This is a genomic window from Streptomyces sp. NPDC005752 (genome assembly GCF_040630715.1).
Lineage (GTDB): Bacteria > Actinomycetota > Actinomycetes > Streptomycetales > Streptomycetaceae > Streptomyces.
Genome location: NZ_JBEXYB010000051.1, coordinates 25512 through 46113 on the forward strand (window position 1 = coordinate 25512; position 20602 = coordinate 46113).

Annotated in this window: 7 protein-coding genes; 5 read left to right on the forward strand and 2 right to left on the reverse strand. The window is 70.6% G+C overall.

Translation table 11 applies throughout. The features are described 5' to 3' along the window. The first annotated feature begins 175 nt into the window (after positions 1-175). Complete coding sequence (locus ABZ441_RS30640; protein WP_358980127.1) at positions 176-2278, forward strand: hypothetical protein; 2103 nt, start codon at positions 176-178, stop codon at positions 2276-2278. A gap of 205 nt (positions 2279-2483) precedes the next feature. On the opposite strand, the gene ABZ441_RS30645 is transcribed toward ABZ441_RS30640, so the two are convergent. Both ABZ441_RS30645 and ABZ441_RS30650 read right to left on the reverse strand, forming a co-directional pair. Further along, positions 2484-3245, reverse strand: coding sequence for a GTP pyrophosphokinase family protein (locus tag ABZ441_RS30645; RefSeq protein WP_358980129.1), 762 nt, complete (start codon positions 3243-3245; stop codon positions 2484-2486). Between the two features lie 740 nt (positions 3246-3985). Further along, the gene (locus tag ABZ441_RS30650) at positions 3986-4654 is read right to left on the reverse strand and encodes a hypothetical protein (protein WP_358980131.1); all 669 of its coding nucleotides are present in this window, start codon (positions 4652-4654) and stop codon (positions 3986-3988) included. 303 nt (positions 4655-4957) lie between these two features. Between ABZ441_RS30650 and ABZ441_RS30655 the strand changes: the two genes are divergently transcribed. The 4 genes from ABZ441_RS30655 to ABZ441_RS30670 all read left to right on the forward strand — a co-directional run bounded on the left by ABZ441_RS30655 (position 4958) and on the right by ABZ441_RS30670 (position 20468). Continuing rightward, on the forward strand, positions 4958-5341 hold the full coding sequence (locus ABZ441_RS30655) for a hypothetical protein (RefSeq protein ID WP_358980133.1): 384 nt from the start codon (positions 4958-4960) through the stop codon (positions 5339-5341). A gap of 669 nt (positions 5342-6010) precedes the next feature. Continuing rightward, the gene (locus tag ABZ441_RS30660; RefSeq protein ID WP_358980135.1) at positions 6011-10009 is read left to right on the forward strand and encodes an amino acid adenylation domain-containing protein; all 3999 of its coding nucleotides are present in this window, start codon (positions 6011-6013) and stop codon (positions 10007-10009) included. Between the two features lie 11 nt (positions 10010-10020). Further along, positions 10021-19350 carry an amino acid adenylation domain-containing protein gene (locus ABZ441_RS30665; RefSeq protein WP_358980137.1) on the forward strand — a complete coding sequence of 3110 codons (9330 nt, stop codon included), beginning with the start codon at positions 10021-10023 and terminating at the stop codon, positions 19348-19350. 245 nt (positions 19351-19595) lie between these two features. After that, positions 19596-20468, forward strand: coding sequence for a TauD/TfdA family dioxygenase (locus ABZ441_RS30670; RefSeq protein WP_358980139.1), 873 nt, complete (start codon positions 19596-19598; stop codon positions 20466-20468). Positions 20469-20602 lie beyond the last annotated feature (134 nt).

Sequence of the window (20602 nt, forward strand, 5' to 3'; positions counted from 1 at the left end):
ACCACGCGGAAAGCTGTTCGGCATCACGTGATGTGACGTCCATCGGATGGGTCGCGGCCCGCCTGCGCCCGCCCCCTCCCCGTCCCCGTCCCCGGCACGCCCTCAAACCGGGTCGCGAGAGCACAAGCTCCGCCGTCGGCCGCCGTTGTCCGAGGCGCCTGACAGACTCGCGGTCATGTTCAAGGGGATCGACGACGTCGACTGGGCGTCCATGGGCCATGCGTACGGCGACGCTTCCGATGTCCCGAACCTACTGCGAGGGCTGGCGTCCCCCGACGCGGGCGAGCGGGAGATCGCGCTGGACGCCATGCACGGCGCCGTGCACCACCAAGGGGATGTGTACGACAGCACGGTCGCCTGTATCCCGTTCCTGTTCGAGCTGGTCGGGACGGTCGGCCTGCCGGGACGTGGCGAGATCGTCGACCTGTTGTGCAGTGTCGAGGGGGACGGCCGCGACCCGGAGGAGATGGACTTCTGGTCCGACGACGAGGAAGAGTACGCGGCCTGGGCCGGGATGATCGCCGAGGCGGAGTCGCAGGTGCGGGCGCGCAGTGGTGCGCTCCTGGAGCTCCTCGACGACGCGGACGAGGGGCTGAGGTGTGCGTTGCCGGGCGCGCTGGTGCAGTTGCACGACGAGCCGGAGAAGGTCCTGGCCGCGCTGAGCCGAAGGCTCGCCGGGGAGCGGGATCCGAGTGCCCTGCGGGCGTTGGTGGCCGCACTGGGTGAACTGGGTGTCCGCAGGGCCGGGTTCGCGGAGCGTGCAGGTGAGACCCTGGCCGGCCTCCTCCCCCGGGGTGACGCACCGGGCAGGACCGGGCTGCAGCTGTCCGCCCTTGTGCAGCTGGCACGCTGCGCGCCCGGCAGGCTCCCTGACCGGTTCGTGGAGATCGCCACTGGCGTCATGCGGGAGGCACGCGACGCGTCGGAGGACGCGTCGGACAGGAACACGGGCCCCGCCCTGCGGACACCCACGATGATCTCCTATCTGCGCGGGCTCAAAGCCTCCCAGCGCGCCACGGCCAAGGCCCCCTGGGCGACCGAACTGCTCGCGGGGCTGCACCGCGCCTTGGACGACCGAGCCGTCGAACGCTTCGCGCTGTTGGAGGACCAGCTGCGCAGCACCGACTGGGGCCAGCGACGTGACGCGATCGACATGGCGGGCCTGTTGCTCACGGGATGGCGAGGCCCGCACGAGGAGCCCGTGCGGCTCCTGGGTGAGCAGATCCGCGAAGCCGACCACCGCATCATCCGGTGGGCGGCTTCGGAGCTCATACACCTGTACGCCATCGGCGCGCCCGCGGCTGAAGCACTGGCCGAACGCGTCTCGGCCGGGCCTGACTTCCGGCCCCAAGCACGGTGGAACGAGACCTCCTACGGAGCTGTGCTGAGCGCGCTCGCCGCACAGGGCGACGCGCGTGCCGTACCGGGGCTCGTGGAAGTGCTGCGGTTCGGACACGTACCGGAGGACCTCGGCGACTGGATCGACCGCATGGACCGGAGTGCCGGCGCAACACTGGCGACGGTGCTGAACGAAAGGCTGTCCGCGTCCGATCCCGTGAACAGCCGCTCCTGGCGCGCCCAGCACCTGCTGAAGGCAGCGGTGGCCGTCGGGTCGGCCGAGGCGACAAACACGGTCCTCCGGATCCTGCGGACCCCCGAGGACCGGCCAGTCCCAGCGAGGGGCGCGGCTTTGCGCGCCCTGGCACGGCTCGGCCCGGCGACCGCCCGGGAGTGCCTCCCGGAGCTGCGGTCACTGGCACGGAACAGCCCGTCACGGCACAGTCTCGCTGCCGCGGCGGCACTGTCGCAGGTCGGGGGCGAGGAAGAAACCGTCCTGCTCGCGCTCAGAACGGCGCTCGCAGCCGAGGAGTGGTCGCCGCTGTGCGACGCACTGCGTGCGGTATCCGGCATAGGAGTGGGGGCTGCCGTGCTCCTGCCCGAACTGCGCGCGCTCGCAGCCTCACCGGAGAGGAACGTCGGCTGGGTCGCGGGCGACCTCGCGGCGGCACTGTGGGAGACGGGCCGTGACGTGGAGGAGTCCCTACCCGTCCTGCTCCACGCGTGGTCCTCACACATCGACAACAGACCCGGCGTAGCAGGCGTGTGGGCGGGCATGGGTTCCGCGGCCGCCCCCGCGGTCCCCGTCCTCCGCGAGGAACTCGCTGCCACTCGCCGCCACAACAACACAGGTGGCGGGGGCCGGATGCGCTACCGCTGCGCCGACGACGAACTGCTGTTGCAACACGCCGGCGCCGTACTCAGGGCGTGTGACGGGTAGAGCTCGTCCCCAGGGGCGACACCCGAGCGGTGGCGTCGGCCAGGTTGGGAAGAGAGGGGGCCGTGTACGTCGGGTGGCGCAGTCCGCCTCGACATACACGGGTCTCACGTCTCACACACTCCGGGCCAGGGCGGGTCCGTCCCCGAGTGTGCCACCGCGACGCCGTCATCCCGGACTGACCGAGCTCGTCGTCCTGTCGCCCTCGTCAACGATGTGTGCGAGCGCTGTTCCACAGCCGCATCAGCATCTGCTCGTCCATGTCCGGCGCGTCGTCCTCGACGCGCTCCCACCCGGCGCCGCGCACCTCCGTGTGCAGTTCCTCCATACGCTGGTCGAGCTCGTCAGCCAGGTGCGCGGCCTCGGTCAGGCTGGTGACGAGGTCGGCAGGCACTGAACCGTCGTACTTGTAGTAGATCTTGTGTTCCAGGCTGGCCCAGAAATCCATGGCGATGGTCCGCACCTGTATCTCGACGGTCACGGAGACCGGGCCGGTGCTGAGGAACACAGGGATCTCGATCAGAGCGTGCAGGCTCTTGTAGCCGTTGGGCTTCGGGTGGGTGATGTAGTCCTTGACCTGGAGCACCTGTACGTCGGTCTGGGACGTGAGGGTGTCCAGTACCCGGTAGGTGTCGGCGATGAAGCTGCATGTGATCCGCACGCCCGCGATGTCACGGATGTGGGCCCTGATCGCCTTCGGAGTGGGGGCGATTTCGAGGCGCGCGGCCTTCTGCAGAATGCTCGCGGGGGACTTGACCCGTGAAGCCACGTGCTCGATCGGGTTGTAACGGTGCAGGTGCAGAAACTCCTTCCGAAGGATCGACACCTTGGTCAGCACTTCGTCGACGGCGAACTCGTGCTCCATCTGGATGCGCTGGAAGTCCTTGCGGATCCGGCGCGCGAACGCCACGTCCTCCGGCTGGGGCGGTGCGCCGTCGGCGGGCACGGACGGTTGCGTGGGATCGCCCACGGCGCTGTTCCTCTCCGGAGTCGGGAGGCAGGGCTGTGCCTGTCGTGTCTACCGCGGTCTTCGGCCGCGCTACGTGGTCGCGGGTGCCGTCCTATGCTCGCACCGGTGGAGGGAGCCTGCGACCGATGGCGTCGGATGCGTGGCTGTGCAGGGCCTCGACCAAGCCGAACAAACTCACTGACGCCAGATCTCCCCGGTACGGCCCCAGCGTCCAGACGCCAGTGAACCCGAGGTCCTTCGGTGACCCTGCGTAGTGGATTCCTGCTCGTCCGCGCTATGCCACGGCAGCTGTCCCGTGCCCACGGCACAGCTCGGTCCTGGAGTGCCGACAAACCGGCCGTGGTTCTGCGGCCCGATGTCGGAACGCCCGTCCGGCGTTTCGAGTGCGGCTGATCTTCGCCCTCATACCAGGCTTCCGGATCGATACGGCGCGACCGTCGAGACCACGTGGTGCAGGGGCGCCGGTCGGGGCAACCGGCAGTGTCCAGCCGTGTGAGCGGGCGTCGAGCCGGCTGCCCGGACACACGGCGCCCAGGGTGTACTCGGTCATCGACGGTGCGCCGTAACCGCCTGGGGAGGAAGGAATTCGAGACTCCTTCTGATCCACTGAGGCACATCGGGATCGGGGTACTCACCACACGGACGAGACGGCCGGCGGCAGACGAGGGGCGGTGGATGGCGAGCCTCGGGCTGTGGGTGGCTCGGCGCTCGGACCGGGTCCGCGCACGCCGGTGGCGGAGTCACCAGTCGACGTGGGCGCTGATCCAAGCGGTCAGGCCGTCTGCGTCCTCAGCAGGCGGGAGGGCCGGGGCGCAGTCGAGGGGCGTGACGGAAAGCTGCAAGTGGGTGAGGTAGGCGTAGGGGCCGTTGTCGGCAGCTGGCCCGAGGATCACAGCGTGGGTGGGGGTGCGCCAGATGCGGTGGGTCAGGAGTGGGCCGGTGACAACGGCTGCGGACGACAGCAGCGTCCTCTCCGGACCTGACCCAAGCTGCTCGGTCACTGCCTGTGCCGCCTGAGTGAGGACGGCCTCGCATTCCTGATCTGTGCACGCCCGGCGGCCACTCCAGCCGGGCAGCTGCTGCCAGTCGTCCATGACCTCGTACAGCCAGGGGCCGTTGGTCATGCTGCAGTCCTCCGGATCGACGGGATACAGCTCGCCGAAGACGAGGAAGCGCCGGGCATCAGGGCGGCCGAACGGGTCATAACCGTCGGTGCACAGGATGTGTCCGTATCCGGTCCTGACGGAGTCGCAGACCAGTTCGTGTTCCCAGCTCCATCCCCGCCGCTGCATCTCCGCAGCCATCGCGTCGTCGGTGTCCAGGGCAGGAACGGTCGGCAGGGCAACGAGCTCAGCGACGACCCCCGCGGTCAACGGCCGGTGTGCGAGCGCATGAACCGATATGGGCATGCGGATCACTCTAGAAGAGGCCGCGGGGTGAGTAAGAACTGCGGCTGCTCGTACCGTCTGCGAAAGACAGGATCGAGTGCCGCGACCGACCGGCCGTCGCGCGAGGCGCGCCCGAGGTCATGGACGGTGACGGTGCTGGGGTCTGACAGGCCGCCGGCAACGGCGGCCTCGCGAGCGAACCCGGGCAACCTGACGGCTGCCTTCCCTACCACCCGCCTTCGTGGGGACGGGGCCGAGCGCCAACGAACCTGGGGTGGCTGCCTGATCGCATTCTCCGCAGCCCTGTTCCTGTGGCTGGGCTACATGTTGCTGGTGCCTTTCAGCGTGCACGACCACAGCTACGAGATCGCCTGTGACGCGCCCGTTTTCTACGAGAGCGAGGGCACGCCGTACAGCCAGGGTGCGGGGAAGCTGTGCAGTGCCGAGCGGGACTGGCCGGAACTGCTCGCGATCGGCCTCCTGGCCGTGCCGCCCGCGATCGCGGGCGCTGCACTGTTCACCAGCGGGAGCGCCCGTAAGCGTTCAAGCGCTCGTGTCTTCGCCGTCCTCGAGATGCAGAAGTCCGAGGAACGCGCACGGCGGAAGACGCGGCCAGACTCTGGACGAAGGGCGCCTCGACCACCGAACTCCACCTGGCACGCCCGGTGGTGCTCGACTCGCCACCAGCGCCTCAACCGTCGGGCCTGATCGCCACGGGGTTACAGCACCAACGAAGCAGGCCTGGTGACCTGTAGACCGAGTCCCGGCCCACCGGAGCCGCGACGCCTCAACAAGGCCCGATCGGGACCCTGTTACGAGCTCATAGCATCCCGCACAGGACACATCAGCATAAAAGAAACCTGAAGCCGCCTACCCCGCACACGCGACGGCGCACCGCCGAAGACGTGTGGCGTGGGTCACTGTTGACCATCCAATCGGCGCGCATTTAATATCGGCAGGAATGGGCGACCGCAGGGGCAGTCGGAAAGCAGTGTCATTCTTGACTTCTCGCGCGCACCCATCCGACTCGATCGACGGAGTTTCGGCAGGACATGGCGACACGCACAAGCTCACCCGAGGCACTGCTGAACCCGCGAGGAAACCGACACAGACCACGGTAGCCCGCTCCCGCCGCATTCCCTGCACATCGGCTGCACCACTGCCCACTTACCCCCCACCAGGTCAAAGCCCCGCGCCGCCCCGTTCCCGCCGCGGCGCCTCTTTCGCTCGGATTTTTTTCACTGCAGACTTCCCGGCATCGGGCTGAATCCGCACAGAGCGGCCACGCCAGGCACGTGCGCACCCGATGGTGTGAAATCCGAGCTGCCCGGAAACCACGATCAGATTCTCGCCGCGTTCTTTTCCAGTAAGGAACCCGTGTCTTCCCCCCGAATACAGAACATCGATCACTCCGGCAAGGGAACATCCCCCGCCCCCCTCTCGCTGGCGCAGGAGCGGCTGTGGGTGATGGCGCGCATGGACGGAGACGCCAGCGCCGCCTACAACGAGCCGATGCCCTTCGACATCCGGGGGCTGCTGGACCGGGACATGCTCATCCAGGCTCTGCACCTGCTCGCGGCTCGGCACGAGGCCCTGCGCACGCGACTGGTGCCCTTCGGTGGCTCCGCGCTCCAGGTCGTCGACCCGCCGGAGACGGGTTTCCCTGTCACCTTCGAGGATCTGACGGGACTTCCGGACGCGGTTGAGCGCTTCGCGCGGACACGGCAGGCGGTGGAAGGCGCTCCGTTCCGTCTGGGCGAGGAGCCCATGGTGCGCGGATGCCTGGTAGCGCTCGAACCGGACCATCACGTGCTGCTTCTGACCGCTCATCACATCATCTTCGACGGCTGGTCCCGCACCCTGCTGCTGCGAGAGCTGGGCCTGGTGTACAGCGCGCTGAGGCAGGGGCGGGACACGTCCCTGCCGGAACTCACCTGGCACTACAGCGACTACACGCGCCGGCAGTGGGACTGGATATCGGGTGAAGAGCCCACCGCCCACGCCGACTACTGGGCCGCCACGTTGGCCGGCGCCCCAGCCGTACTCTCCCTGCCCACCGACCGACCTCGCCCACCGGAGCAGGTGTTCGACGGCGACCGGGTGCCTGTGACCGTGGAGGAGGACCTGACACAGGCCCTGCGCAGCCTCGCCGCCGACAACGGTGTCACCCTCTACGCGACCGTTCTGACCGGCTGGGCGCTGCTGCTGTCCCTGCTCTCCGGACAGGATGACATCGTTGTCGGCGCCCCGACGTCGAACCGCCGCAGCGGGAACGTCGAAGGCCTGATCGGCTTCTTCGTCAACACCCTCGCCCTACGCGCGGATCTGTCCGGCTCCCCCAGCGTCAGCGACGCACTGAAGCAGATGAACCAGCGGATCCGCGACGCCCTCAAGCATGTCGACCTGCCCTTCGAGCGAGTCGTGGAAGCGGTCAACCCACCGCGGAGTCCCGCGTACACGGCGCTGTTCCAGGCCATGTTCGCCTGGGTTCCCTCCATGCGAGATGAACTCGAACTCCCCGACGTGAAGGTCGAGTTGCGGGAGGACGCCGCTCACGTCCCCGCGAAGTTCGACCTGGTCCTGGCGCTGGCCGACGAAGGCCGCCACCTCGTCGGGGAGATCGACTACGCGGTGGCGCTCTTCGACCGGGCGACCGTCGAACGGTACATCCACCAGTTCCTCCGGGTCCTACGCCTGATGACCGAACGGCCCGAAGCCGAGATCTCCGACCTGACGTTGCTGGACGAGAACGAGCAGCGTGAACTCCTCGCCTCCTTCAGCGCCGGTGGCCCCGGGGACGTACCGGGCGCACCGGCACCTGTGGGCCTGTTGGAGCGGTTCGCAGCGCAGGTGCGCGAACGGCCCCGGCAGCCCGCGGTGGTGGCCGGGGACGCGGTTGTGGACTACGCGACGTTGGACCGCCGGGCAGACCGGCTCGCCTGCGCCCTGATCGCCCGCGGGGCCGGGCCCGATCGCGTGGTGGGCCTGCACGCCGGTCGCACGGTCGAACTCGTCGTCGGCGTGCTCGGTATCCTCAAGGCCGGAGCCGCCTACCTGCCCCTGGACCCGGGACAGCCTTCGGAGCGGCTCACGGCCATGGTGAGCGACGCCGTACCGGTGCTCGTGCTGACCGACCAGGCGGATACCGCGGGCGCCGACCGGGAGCTGTGGAAGAACCTGGCGGAAGTGGAGGCCGAGGGGGCGCGCGACGAAGCGCCGGGGGTCGACGCGGATCCCGCCCGGCTCGCCTACGTCATCTACACCTCGGGCTCGACCGGGCGCCCCAAGGGCGTGGCGGTGACGCACGGCAGCGTCGTCAATCTCTTCGACCACTGGCGTGAACTCATGGGAGACGCCCCAGGTGAGGCGTCGTCGGCGTGGTCGAGCATCGGCTTCGACGCGTCGGTGCACGAGCTTCTCGTACCGTTGACCACCGGAGCCGTGCTCCACATCGTCCCCGACGAGCTGCGGGGCGACCCCGGAGCCCTGATGGACTGGCTGCGCGAACGTGAGGTGACCCAGGCGTTCCTGCCTCCGTCCTATGTCCTGTGGATCGATGAGGATCCGGCCACGCGACTTGCCGGGCTGAGCCTGCGTCAACTCCTGACCGGAGTGGAGTCGCTGCCCGAGAGATCGCTGCACCGTATGAGCCGGCTTCTGCCCGGCCTGCGTATCTGTTTCGGCTACGGCCCGACGGAGGCGACGCTCTACTCCACCGCCTACACCGATCCACAGCCGTACGATCGGTCGTGTCCCATCGGGCGGCCGCTGCGCGGCACCCGCCTCTATCTGCTCGACGGCCGCATGCGCCCGGTGCCGGTGGGGGTTCCCGGTGAGGTCTACATCGGCGGGGCGAGCCTGGCCCGGGGATATCTGAACCGGCCCGACCTCACCGACGAGCGCTTCGTGCCCGACCCGTTCGTGCCCGGCGAACGCGTCTACCGCACCGGCGATCTGGCGCGCTGGCTGCCGGACGGCAACGCCGAGTACGTCGGTCGGCGCGACGACCAGCTGAAGCTGCGCGGCTTCCGCATCGAACCCGGCGAGGTCGAGGCAGCGCTGCTGGCGGTACCGGGGGTGCGGGAGGCCGTTGTGCTGACCGAACGCGACCTGCCGGGCGGCCCCCACCTGGTGGCCGGCGTGGGGTGCGACCAGGAGGCCACACGTACGGCGTACGAATGGCGCGGGGCACTCATGAACCGCCTGCCCGACTACATGATCCCCGTCGTGGTGGCGGAGTTCCCGCGCCTCCCGCTCAACCGCAGCGGCAAGGTGGACCGGACAGCTGTGCTGCGCGCCGCGGCAGAGGCCCACGCCGGTCGGGTCAACACGGCCGCGCCCCGCGACCACGTCGAGATGGCGCTGTACCGGATCTGGCGGCAGGTGCTGCTGCATCCGGACGTCGGTATCGGCGACAACTTCTTCGAGCTCGGCGGCACCTCGATCTCGGCGATCAAGATGGCGTCCGTCGTCCAGGAGCAACTCGGTGTGACGCTGCCGGTTCGGGACGTCATGCTGCACCCCACCATCGAGGCGCTCGCCGAGCGGGTGCGCGGCATCGGTGCCGGGGCTTCGCAGTCCGCGGAGCCCCGCAGCTCGGTGGAGTTCCGCGCGGGCGGCGGCCGGCAGCGCCTGGTGTGCGTGCATCCCGCCGGCGGCACCGCGTTCTGTTATCTGCCGCTGTCCCAGGCGCTGCCCGACGACGTGGGTGTGGTGGGACTCCAGGCGCCCGGCATCAACCCCGGCGAGTCCACGCTGCCCGGTGTGGAGGCGATGGCCCAGGAGTATCTGCGGCTCATCGGTCCCCGCCCGGACGAGGCGCTGGTGCTGTGCGGACTCTCCTACGGCGGCCTGATCGCCTACGAGATGGGGCGCCGCCTGGTGGAGGCCGGACACGGGAGGGTGAGTGTGGTCCTGCTCGACACCCACGGCGCGGAGGACGCGGCGCAGCGGGCCGCGATCGCGCCGGTCGGCATGGAGGAGTTCCGGGAGAAACTGGTGCGGTTCAACGGCATGTACCCGGGCATCGACGACGACCAGGTGGCCCGGTATCTGAACGTCTACAACCACCACCGCGAGACGGCGCGCGACTACGCCGTACGCGGATCCCCGGCCCGTGTCGTGCTGATGCAGGCGATGGCTGCGGAGGACGAGGACGGCGGCGGTGCGGCCGAACGCCTCCGCGCGTTCTGGCGGAGCCGCGTCAGCGGCCAGTTCGTCGTCGAGCCGGTGGCCTGTGGTCACTGGGACATGTTGGAGAGCGACGAACTGCCTCGCGTCGCGGGCGTCCTTGCCGCTGAACTGGACCGGCTGGCAACCGGTCCGGGCGGGGCCGTTACGGAGCGCATGACACTCACCGGTACGTCGGAGGCATGATGGAACCGCGTGTGAAGACCTCCCCCGCCGACCCTGCTGAGGACCTGAGTCCGGCTGTCGGGATCGCCCTTGAAGTACACCGCCGGGCCCTGCGCTCACCGCGGGCGGAAGCGGTCGCCGACGGCGACGTACTGCTGGACTACGCGACGTTGAACGCTGCGGCAGCCGCCGTGGCTACGGCACTGGGCCGGCAGGGCGTGACTGCCGGGCAGGCCGTCGCGGTCGCTCTGCCACGCTCGTGGCGGCTGGTTTGCGTGATGCTGGGCATTCTCCGGCTGGGTGCGCAGGTGGTGCCGCTGGACGTACAGAGCCCTGCCGACCGCCGCCTGTTCATGCTGCGGGATTCTGCTTCGACCACCGTGGTGTACGCCGCGCCCGAGAACGTCACCGGGCTCCCGGGGGGTGTGAAGGCGGTCGCTGTGGAAGCCCTGCTGCCAAAACTCCCGGATCCGGCGGTCGCCGTGCAGGCGCCGCCCGCGACCGGTGGTGTGTCCTTCCTGTTCTACACCTCGGGCACGACCGGAAGGCCCAAGGGGGTCGAGGTCCGCGACGCCGGAATCATGCGGCTGGCACGACCCGGCTACATCCGTGTGGAGCCCGGTCTGCGCTATTCCTGTCTGGCGAACCCGGCGTTCGACGCGCTGAGCTTCGAGATCTGGGCCCCCCTGCTGACCGGTGGCTGCTGTGTGGTCCTTCGCGACGGGGATGTGCAGACGCCCGAGCGGCTCGCCGCGGCGCTGGTGCGCGATCGGGTGGACACCGTCTTCATCACGACGGCGCTGTTCAACGCGATGGTGACGGCCGTGCCGGACTGCTTCGCCGCAGCCGGTGAGGTTCTGGTGGGCGGGGAGCAGCTCGACGCCGGGGTGATGCGTCGTTGGTACCGGGACAACGCCGACAGCGAGACCCGGCTGTTCAACATCTACGGGCCGACGGAGTCCACGACATTTGCCCTGTGCCACGCGATTCCCCGGGACTTCGACGGTGAGGTGGTGCCGATCGGCCGGCCCCTGCCGGAGACGGCAGCCGTCCTGGTCGTGCCGGGCCAGGAGAGGGTCGCCGCGTCCGGTGAGGTTGCCGAACTCCTGCTGAGCGGCTCCGGTCTCGCGGTCGGGTACCGCAACCTCCCCGAGGAGACCGAGCGGCGCTTCGTGCGCCTCGCATGGCTCGACGGTGGCGGGGAGCGGTACTACCGCACAGGTGACCTCGTACGAGCCGACGACGAGGGCCGCGTCGAGTACGTCGGACGGACCGACCGTCAGGTCAAGGTCCGCGGCTTCCGGATCGAGCCCGGCGAGGTGGAACGGCGCGTCGCCGCCCATCCAGCAGTCCGGCAGGCCCACGTGTGCACACGCCGTGCGGGCCGGGCGGGGCCGAACGAGCTGCTGGCGTTCGTCGTCCTGCGACAGGAGTTGACCTTCGAGCAGTTCGACAGCCACCTCGTGGCCCAGCTGCCCGCCTACATGCGCCCGCACCGGATCCATCTCGTGGAGGAGCTGCCACTCAACGCCAACGGCAAGGTCGACCAGGCCGCACTGCTGCGGCAGGCCGGCCGGCCCTGGCGGCCGGTCGCCGGCGGCCAACCGGCGGCGACGGAAGCGGAGCGCGAGGTCCTCGCGCTGGCCGAGGAGATCCTGGGTGCCACCGGCCTCGCACTCGGCGACCGGTGGATCGCCAGCGGCGGCGACTCCTTGAAGGCCCTGCGGTTCTGCTTCGCCGTCCGAGAGCGGTGGGGCCGCGACCTGGAGCAGGCGGCCGTCCTCCATGGCGACCTGGCCGCGATCGCCCAGGCCGTCACCACGACCGGCCCGGCGGAGGGAAGCGCTTGTCCGGCACCGGTGGTCGCCGGTTTCCGCTCGGCGCCCGCCACCAGCGAGCAGCAGCGGCTTTGGCTGCTGCAGCGCCGGGCACCGAGCTCCCGGGCATACTCCGTCAACCAGGTCTTCCGCGTGGACGGGCCCGTCGATGTCGCAGCCCTCCGGCAGGCGCTGCTGGCGCTGGTGGCACGCCACGCGGCACTGCGGACAGGTTTCTCCCTCGGGCCGCAGGGACTCCGCCAGACGGTCGACGAACCATTCGACCCCTGGCACGAGCCGGGTACACGGCAGACCTGGGAGGAGAATGAAGCGCGCGTCTTCGCCGGCGCCTTCTTCGCCGAGCCCTTCGACCTCGCTGTCCCCCGGATGCTCCGGGTCTGCTGGCTGCCCCGTGACGGAGGCGGAACGCTTCTGCTGCACCTGCACCACATCGCCGTCGACGGCTGGTCGCTGAGCACTCTGCTGCAGGACCTGTCCGCCGAGTACGCCGGGACCGGCCGGAGCGCGGCTCCGGCTCCGACCCCACTGGACTTCGCCACCTGGCAGAGCGACTGGTTCGCTTCCGCGGCCTATCAGGCAGGCCGCGACGAGCTGCTGGCGCACTACCAGGGCCTGGAGGAGCCCCAGGAACCGCTGCCCGCCCAGGACATGGATCCGGCGCCGCGGGCGCGGCTGCTGCACACGTCGCTCGACGCCGTACGACGGGCCACGGTGGACCAGCTCTGCGCCGAGCTCGGGCTGACCCGCTTCCAGGTGCTGCTGAGCGTTTTCTCCTGGAGCGTGTACGGCGTGAGCGGCCTGGTCCGCCCACGCATCGCAGCCCCGGTCGCGAACCGCCCGGTGCGCGAGTTCGAGGACAGCGTCGGCATGATGGCGAACACCGTGCTGCTGCCCGTGACCGTCGTACCCGGGGAGGACCTGCGCTCGCACCTCGCCCGCACGGCGACCGGCACCGGTCAGGTGCTGCGACACCACCACGTGGCGCTCGCCGATGTGCTGACCGGCTGGGAGGCCGTCGGCGACGGCACCCCGTTCGATTTCCTGTTCGTCCTCGAGAACACCGACTTCGGGGCGTTGCGGCTGCCCGGCTGCGTCCAGCGTCCCCTGTGGTGGCCCGCGTCGGAGGCCAAGTGCCCGATGACGGTCTCCGTGCTCGAGCACCCCGACGGCCTCGACCTCCTGTGGGAATACGCCGAGGACCGATTCACCGACGAGGCCGTCGAGGCGATGTCCGAACTGATGCGCCGGGGCGTGGACGCGCTCGCGTCCGGTGGCCGCTCCACCGCACGGGAGCTGGTGGCGCCGTTCCGGCGGTCCCTTCCGGCACACGGGCGCGGGCCGGTCCCGGAGCCGGGCTTCACCACGGTCGCCGAGGGCTTCGCGAGGCAGGTCGCTCGCACACCGGGCTCCCCCGCCGTCATCACGGCCGACCGCGGCAGCCTGAGCTACGCGGCGCTCGACGCCCACGCCGCGGTCCTCGCGGCGGAGCTGGCCGGCCGCTACCCGATCCCGGCCGACGGCAGCCCCTGCCGGGCCGCCCTGTACATGGACCCGTCGGCCGAGCACGTGGTGGCCCTGCTGGCGCTGGCCCGGCTGAACGTCACCGCGGTCCCCCTCGACCCCTCCTACCCGGTCGACGTGCTGCGTCGCGTCCTGGAGCGGGTCGATCCGCTGTGTGTCATGGTCGCGCACGACGGCGCCCCCGAGCTGGACACGCTGCTCCCTGACGGCGTGGTGCGCCACCCCGTCGTCCTGGTGGACGCGGCGCCGCACAAGGGCGAGGACGCGGGCCTGCCGTACGAGGAGCGCACGCACAACAGCACCCGACCGCTGTACACCCTGTTCACCTCTGGCTCCACCGGCGTCCCCAAGGGCGTCCAGATCTCCGACCGAACGCTGTGCGACCTGATCGCGTGGCAGTCCGGCGCCGGTGGCCTGACCGGCCCGGCGGCCACCCAGCAGTTCTCGATGCTGGCGTTCGACGTGTCCTTCCAGGAGATCTTCGGGACGCTGTGCACCGGCGGCGCTCTTCAACTCGTACGCCCGGAGTGGCGCCAGGACGTCCCCGCGCTTCTTGAGCGGCTGGAGTCCGCGGGGACCGAGCGGATCTTCATGCCCTACGTGGCCCTGCAACTGCTCGCCGAATACGCGGTCCGCCTGGGCAGGTTCCCCTCCCGGCTGCGTGAGGTGGTAACCGCGGGCGAGCAGCTCGTGTGCACCGACGCCATCCGCAGCTGGTTCGCCGGACTGCCCGGTGCCCGCCTGTTCAACCACTACGGTCCGACCGAGACGCATGTGGTCAGTGCCCTGTGCCTGGAGGGTGACCCGGGTCAGTGGCCCGAACGGCCCGCCATCGGACGACCGGTGGCCGGTGCCGACCTGCGCGTGGTGGACGCCCAGGGCGACAGTCTTCCGTCCCTGTGCACCGGCGAGCTGCTGATCGGCGGCACGATGGTCACCCGCTGCTACCTCGACGGACCCGTCCTCGAGGACACCCGCTTCGTCGAGGTGCCGGGTGCGGGCCTGTTCTACCGCAGCGGTGACCGGGCGTGGTTCGACCGCGAGGGCCTGCTGCACTACGCGGGCCGCGACGACCAGCAGGTCAAACTGAGCGGGCACCGGCTGGAACTCGGCTCCGTCGAAGCGGCCCTGTTGCGTCATCCGGCGGTGGTCAACGCCGTCGTCGTACGCGACGGCGACCGGTTGACGGCCTGTGTGGAGGTCCGCGGCGAGTGCCCGTCGGCCGACGACCTGACCGCGCACCTCTCGGCTCTGCTGCCTTCCTACGTCCGCGTGGACCGCTTCCGGAGTCTTGAGACGCTGCCGCGCACCCCCAGCGGCAAGCTGGACCGGCAGGCGGCACTTCGTGCACAGGGCGAGGAGATGGGCCGCTCGGCAAGCTCGCACACCGGGCTGTCGACCGAGGAGGAGCGGCTCACCGTCGCCTTCGAGGAGGTCACCGGGGCGACGATCGGACCGGACCAGACCTTCTTCGAGGCAGGTGCCTCCAGTCTCGCTCTCATGCGCTTCCACCTTCGCTGCACCACGGCACTCGGATTGCGCTTCAGTGTCGCGGACCTGTTCGAGCACGTCACTGTCCGCTCCCTGGCCCGTCACCTCTCGGCCGACGGCCACCCCGCTACCCGGGCAGCTGCCGCGCCCGCCACGACGGACAGCGGTCCCCCGACGGCCGGCGAGCCGATCGCGGTCGTCGGCATGGCCGTACGTGTGCCCGGCGCCTCGGACCTGGCGGCGTTCTGGGACCTCGTCGTCTCCGGCGGCACCGGCATCCGACGTGTCGACGCTCCGGAGGGCGTCATCGGTGCGCACAGCACGCTCGACGGGATGCTCGACTTCGACCCTGGCCACTTCGGCATCAGCCCGCAGGAGGCGCGTCTGATGGACCCTCAGCAGCGTCACCTGCTGATGGCCTGCGTACAGGCACTGGCACACGCCGGAGTCGCGGACACTGCGGCAGCGCGCGTGGGCCTGGTCGCCGGTGCCGGGGAGAACACCTACTTCCAGTCGTTGCTGCGCGAAGCCGACCCCGGCCGGCTTCCCGACGGTTTCCAGCTCGCCCTGCACCACGAGAAGGACTTCCTGGCCACCAAGGTGGCCTACCATCTCGGGCTGACCGGCCCCGCCTTCAGCGCCCAGACGGCATGCTCCAGTTCCCTGGTCGCCGTGCACCTGGCGGCCGGCATGCTCCGGCAGGGCGAGGCCGAGATGATGCTGGCCGCAGGAGTGCTCGTCGACCCGGGGCTGAGCGGCGGCTACCGCTACCGCCCGCAGCACATATTCTCCGCGGACGGCGACTGCCGCCCCTTCAGCGACGACGCGACCGGGACGATCGGCGCGAGCGGCGTCGGCGTCGTGGTCCTGAAACCACTACGGCAGGCGCGCCGCGACGGCGACACCGTCTACGCGGTCATCACAGGTTCCGCGATCAACAACGATGGTGCGGCGAAGATGAGTTACACCGCGCCGTCCCTGGCCGGGCAGCGTGAGGTGATCCGGACCGCCCTGGCCCGCGCCGGACGCACGGGAGCCGACCTCGGCTACGTGGAGGCGCACGGAACCGGCACCCGGCTGGGCGATCCGATCGAAGTGAGCGCGCTCCGTCAGGCGTTCGACGTGAGCGAGTCCGGTCGCTGTGCGCTCAGCTCCGTCAAGAGCCAGCTCGGCCACATGGGCGCGGCCGCCGGTGTGGTCGGTCTCGTGCGTGCCGTGCTCGCGGTGCACCACAGCAGCATCCCGCCGAACATCAACTTCCGTGCCTTCAACCCGGAGATCGGCCCCGATCCCACCCCTTTCTTCGTCCCGGCCGAGGCGACGCCCTGGCCCGAGGGGCGCGAACGGGTGGCCGCGGTGAGCAGCTTCGGGATCGGCGGTACCAACGCCCATGTCCTCGTGGAACAGGACACCGGGGCCCGCACCGCCGTGACCGGCGCGGTGCCGAAGTGCCTGGTCCTGTCCGCGTCCAGCACGGAGGCGCTCGTCGCCGATGCCGCCCTGATCGCGGATTACCTGCAACTGCGGCCCGAACGCTTCGAGTCCGTGCTCCGCCATCTCCAGGCCGGACGTGCGGCCCGTCATCTGCGGGCCGCGGCACCTGTAGCGGACGCCTCCGCGGCCACGCACTGGCTGCGCACAGTGGCCGCGGGGCAGGTCGCACACGGCACCGCGGACCCGGACGCCGCGTCTGTTTCCCCTGCCGGTCGCACTGCTCACGACATCGCCGAGGACTGGACCGCCGGAAGACCCGTCGAATGGCAGGCGGGCCCCGCCCCCGCGCCCTGGGACTTCCCTCCCCCGTCCTTCGCGCTCGCGGAGTTCGACTTCGACCGCACGCCCGAGGCGCTGCCGGCAGTCCCCCGCCGGCTGCCCCGGACCGAGTGGCTTCACCAGCCGCACTGGGTGCGGGTCCGCCGCGCCGGCGCCGCGGACACCACCGCGCGGGCCGGCCGTGCGCCCGTCGTGGTCGTCGTCGCCTCCGGGAGCACTCCGCAGGCAGCGCTCGCGCCGTTCCAGGCCGTGGCCTCACGCGTGGTGCGGGTGCGCCCCTCAGGCGCCTTCGCACGCAGGGGCCCTGATGTCTTCGACGCCGACCCGGCCGACCCTGCGTCCCTGGGCCGGCTGCTCGACTCGCTGACCGAGGGCGGCACCGACGGCGCCGTGTCCCTGGGCGACGTGGAGTGGGTGCACGCGCTGCCCCTGGACGTGACAGGGCCCGTCGGTCCCGGCACGCTGGGACGGGCCCGTCACGCCTGCCTGGACACCACAGCGGCGCTGGCCCAGGCACTGTCCGGGCGGACCGGCTCCCCGCGCGTGTGGTGGTTGTCGTACGGCGCCCGGCCCGTGACCGGGACGGTGGAGAGGCCCGAACTGGCGCTCTTGGCAGGGCCGGTCGAGGTCGGCCCCCAGGAGGCTGCCCTGGGCGGACACTGGCTGGATCTCCCCGACGGCGACCTCACCCGTTGGGGCGGGCAGGTGGCCTCTGTCATCGCCGAAGCACGCGGAGCCGGACATCCCGACAGCCCGGTTCTGCCCCGGCAGCTTGCGCTGCGGCAGGGCTACTGGTGGCGGCCGGGCACCACGCCCGTGCCGGCGCCCTCGGGCTCGGAGCCCCTCGTACCGTCCGATGAGGACGCGGTGCACCTCGTACTGGGCGGCACGGGTGGCATAGGCCGCGCCATCGCCGCCTGGCTGCTGGAACACACCGGCGGCCGGGTCCTGCTGCTGTCGAGGAATCCGCGGCTGCCCGCGGAACTGACCCGGTGGGCCGACCGCGTGGGTCTCGTCCCGGCGGATCTGGCGGCCATGCCCGTACACGAAGTGGCAGCGGCCGTCGGCGAGCACACCCCGCGCCTGGACGGGGTGATCCACGCGGCCGGTCTCGGATACGGCGGGCTGCTCGTACGGCGCGACGCCGCAGCGATGCGCGACCCTGCCATGGCAAGGGAGAAGGGCGCACTCGTCGTGGAACACCTGATCGAGGCATTCCGTCCGCAGATCGCGGTCTACTGCTCGTCGATGTCCGCCCTGCTCGGCGGCGTCGGCCAGAGCGACTACGCGGCCGGCGCCGGCCTCCTCGACGGCTTCGCCCACCACCGCGCCAAAGAGACGGAGACGACCGTCCGGATCGGCATCGACTGGGACATCTGGAGCGAGACCGGAATGGCGACCCGGGTCATGGACCGGAACAGCCGCCATCAGGACCACCTGAAAGTCGGACTGACGGTCGAAGAAGGCAAGGAGGTCTTCGCGCACGCCCTGGCCCTGCAACTGCCACAGGTGCTCGTCTCCACGACCGACATCGATGACTCCCGCGCGTTCTACGCCCCCTCCGGCGACGACCGGGCGGAACCGCTCACCTCGCGGTCCGGGCCGACGCTCCGCACGAACGGCGAGGCGGGTTCCTCCGTCCCGGACAGTGCCGCGGAGCGCGCCGGCGCCATGACCCGCCTGATCCAGGAACTGCTGGGCGTGGACGAACTGGACCCGCACGACTCCCTGTACGACCTCGGCGCCGACTCACTGACCCTGATCACCCTGATCGCCCAGATCGAGGACGACTACGGCGTCGAATTCGACCTGGCCTCGTTCAGCTATCGGGTCAGCCTCACCGAGGTCCTCAAACACATGGAGGCGGCCCTCACGTCCGCCGAGCCCACCGCCGGGACGGCGGTGAGCACCGCCTCGCGAGTCGTCCTCGACGTCTGGCAGGAGGGAACAAGCTCAGCTGTCCTGTGTCTGGTGCACCCCGTGGGCGGGGACATCCTGGCCTACCGGTCGCTGGTGTCAGCTCTCGGGCCCGAACCGACCGTGTGCCTCATCGCCGATCCGGCACTCCGCGACGCCGAGATGCCCGCCTGGTCACTGGCCGAGCGCGCCCGTCACTACGACGCAGCACTTCGTGACCGCTTCGGCGGCCCCGGCCACCGGCTCCACTTGGCCGGGTGGTCCTTCGGCGCACGGGTGGCCATGGAAATGGCGGGCCTGGCCGAGTCGGCCGGGCGGCCGTTGGAGTCGCTCCACCTGCTGGACCCCCCGCGGCCGCAGGCGGGCGGTCTGGTCGCCGCCTACGACGAGGCGCACCTCGAGAGGGTGTTCGCCGCCGAACTCGGCAGCCGCACCCCATCGGCATCGGCAGCGGGGGCCGGGGCGGCGCCGGCTTCGTCCGAACCCGCACAGGCGTACGCCGAACGGCTGGCCCGCTGCTGCCGGGCGAACCTGCGCAGCCTGGGTGAGCACCAAGTGCGGCCGCTCGCCTCCACACCCACGTTCATGTGGCTGGCCGAACAGCCCACGGCGGGGATGCCCGCACCCGGCGACCAGCAGGAGACGGACCGTCAGTGGAACGCCTGCCTGCCCTCTGCCGCCGTTCGGCGGAGCCTGCCCACCGACCACTACGGCATCGTCGCGACGCCTCATGTGCGCACCGTGGCCGAGATCATCACTGCGACGTTGACGGACCCTGCAGCCGCTGTCCGCCGCGAGCGGGGAGGGGAGCGCGCCCGGTGACCTCCGGCCCACTCCCGCCTGCCGAGGGTCGCCGCCCGCGGCAGCCGGGCCCGACCCGCTGGACATCGAGGACGTACGGCCCCGGGGGCGTGGTCGCGGGCCTGCCCGCGGGCTCACCGGACCGGACGACTGCAACACCCCGAGACGTGCGAGGCGGACGGCGAGATCCATGACCGACTCCGCTTTCGGAGCATCTTGCCCGCCCAACTGCCCGGCCGAAGCCTGTACCCCCTCTGGAGGAAGTCATGGAGTCATACGAACGCGAAGCACTGGAAGCGGTGACCACGCGTCCCGCGCAGCCGTACCGCACGCTCACGGTGGACCGGATCACCCCCGTTCTGGGTGCGGAGGTGTCAGGCGTCGACCTGTCGAAGGAGCTCTCGGCGACGCAACTGGACGAGATCCGCACCGCGTTCCTTGATCACCACGTTCTCGTCTTCCGCGATCAGAAGATCACCGTCGAGGACCACAAGCGTTTCGCCGCCGCCTTCGGCGAACTGCGCCCCGTGAGCCCGCCGCCGCCGGAGGGTGACCCCTACGTCCTGGAGATCCGCACGACGTCGGCCGCGGCGAACGTGGCGGGCAACGGGTGGCACGCCGACGGCACAGCCGACGCCGAACCGTCGCTCGGGTCGATGCTGTACATCACCGAGATCCCCGAGCCGGGCTGTGGCGGCGACACCCTCTTCGCCAACATGCATCTCGCCTACGAGATGCTCTCGCCGGCCATGCGCTCCCTCCTGGACCCGCTCACCGCCATACACGACGGCGCCCATGCCCTGGCGGGTTACACCCCGCCCGCGGACTACGTCATCCCCAAGAGCGAGCACCCGCTCGTCGCCCGTCACCCCGAGACCGACCGCAAGCTGCTCTACGTCAACAAGGCATACACCAGCCGCGTCCCACAGCTCTCCGCCCAGGAGAGCCGTGCCCTGCTCGACATGCTCTTCGACACCATCGCCTGCAGGCCGGTCCTGCACTGCCGTGTCCGCTGGACCCCGGGCACCCTCGTCCTCTGGGACAACCGCTGCGTCCAGCACCACGCGACGTACGACTACTACCCCTACGCCCGCTACGGCCGGCGCGTCGCCATCAACGGCAGCGCCGTGAAGGGCTGACGGTGCGACCGTAGGAGGTGTGGGGGGGGGGGGGCCCCCGGGGGGGGGGGGGGGCGCCCCGGCGGCGGGGGGGGGGCTGCGTGGGGGGTGCGGGGGTGGCAGGTGCTGCGGGTTTCGGCCGCGGCGTCGCGACG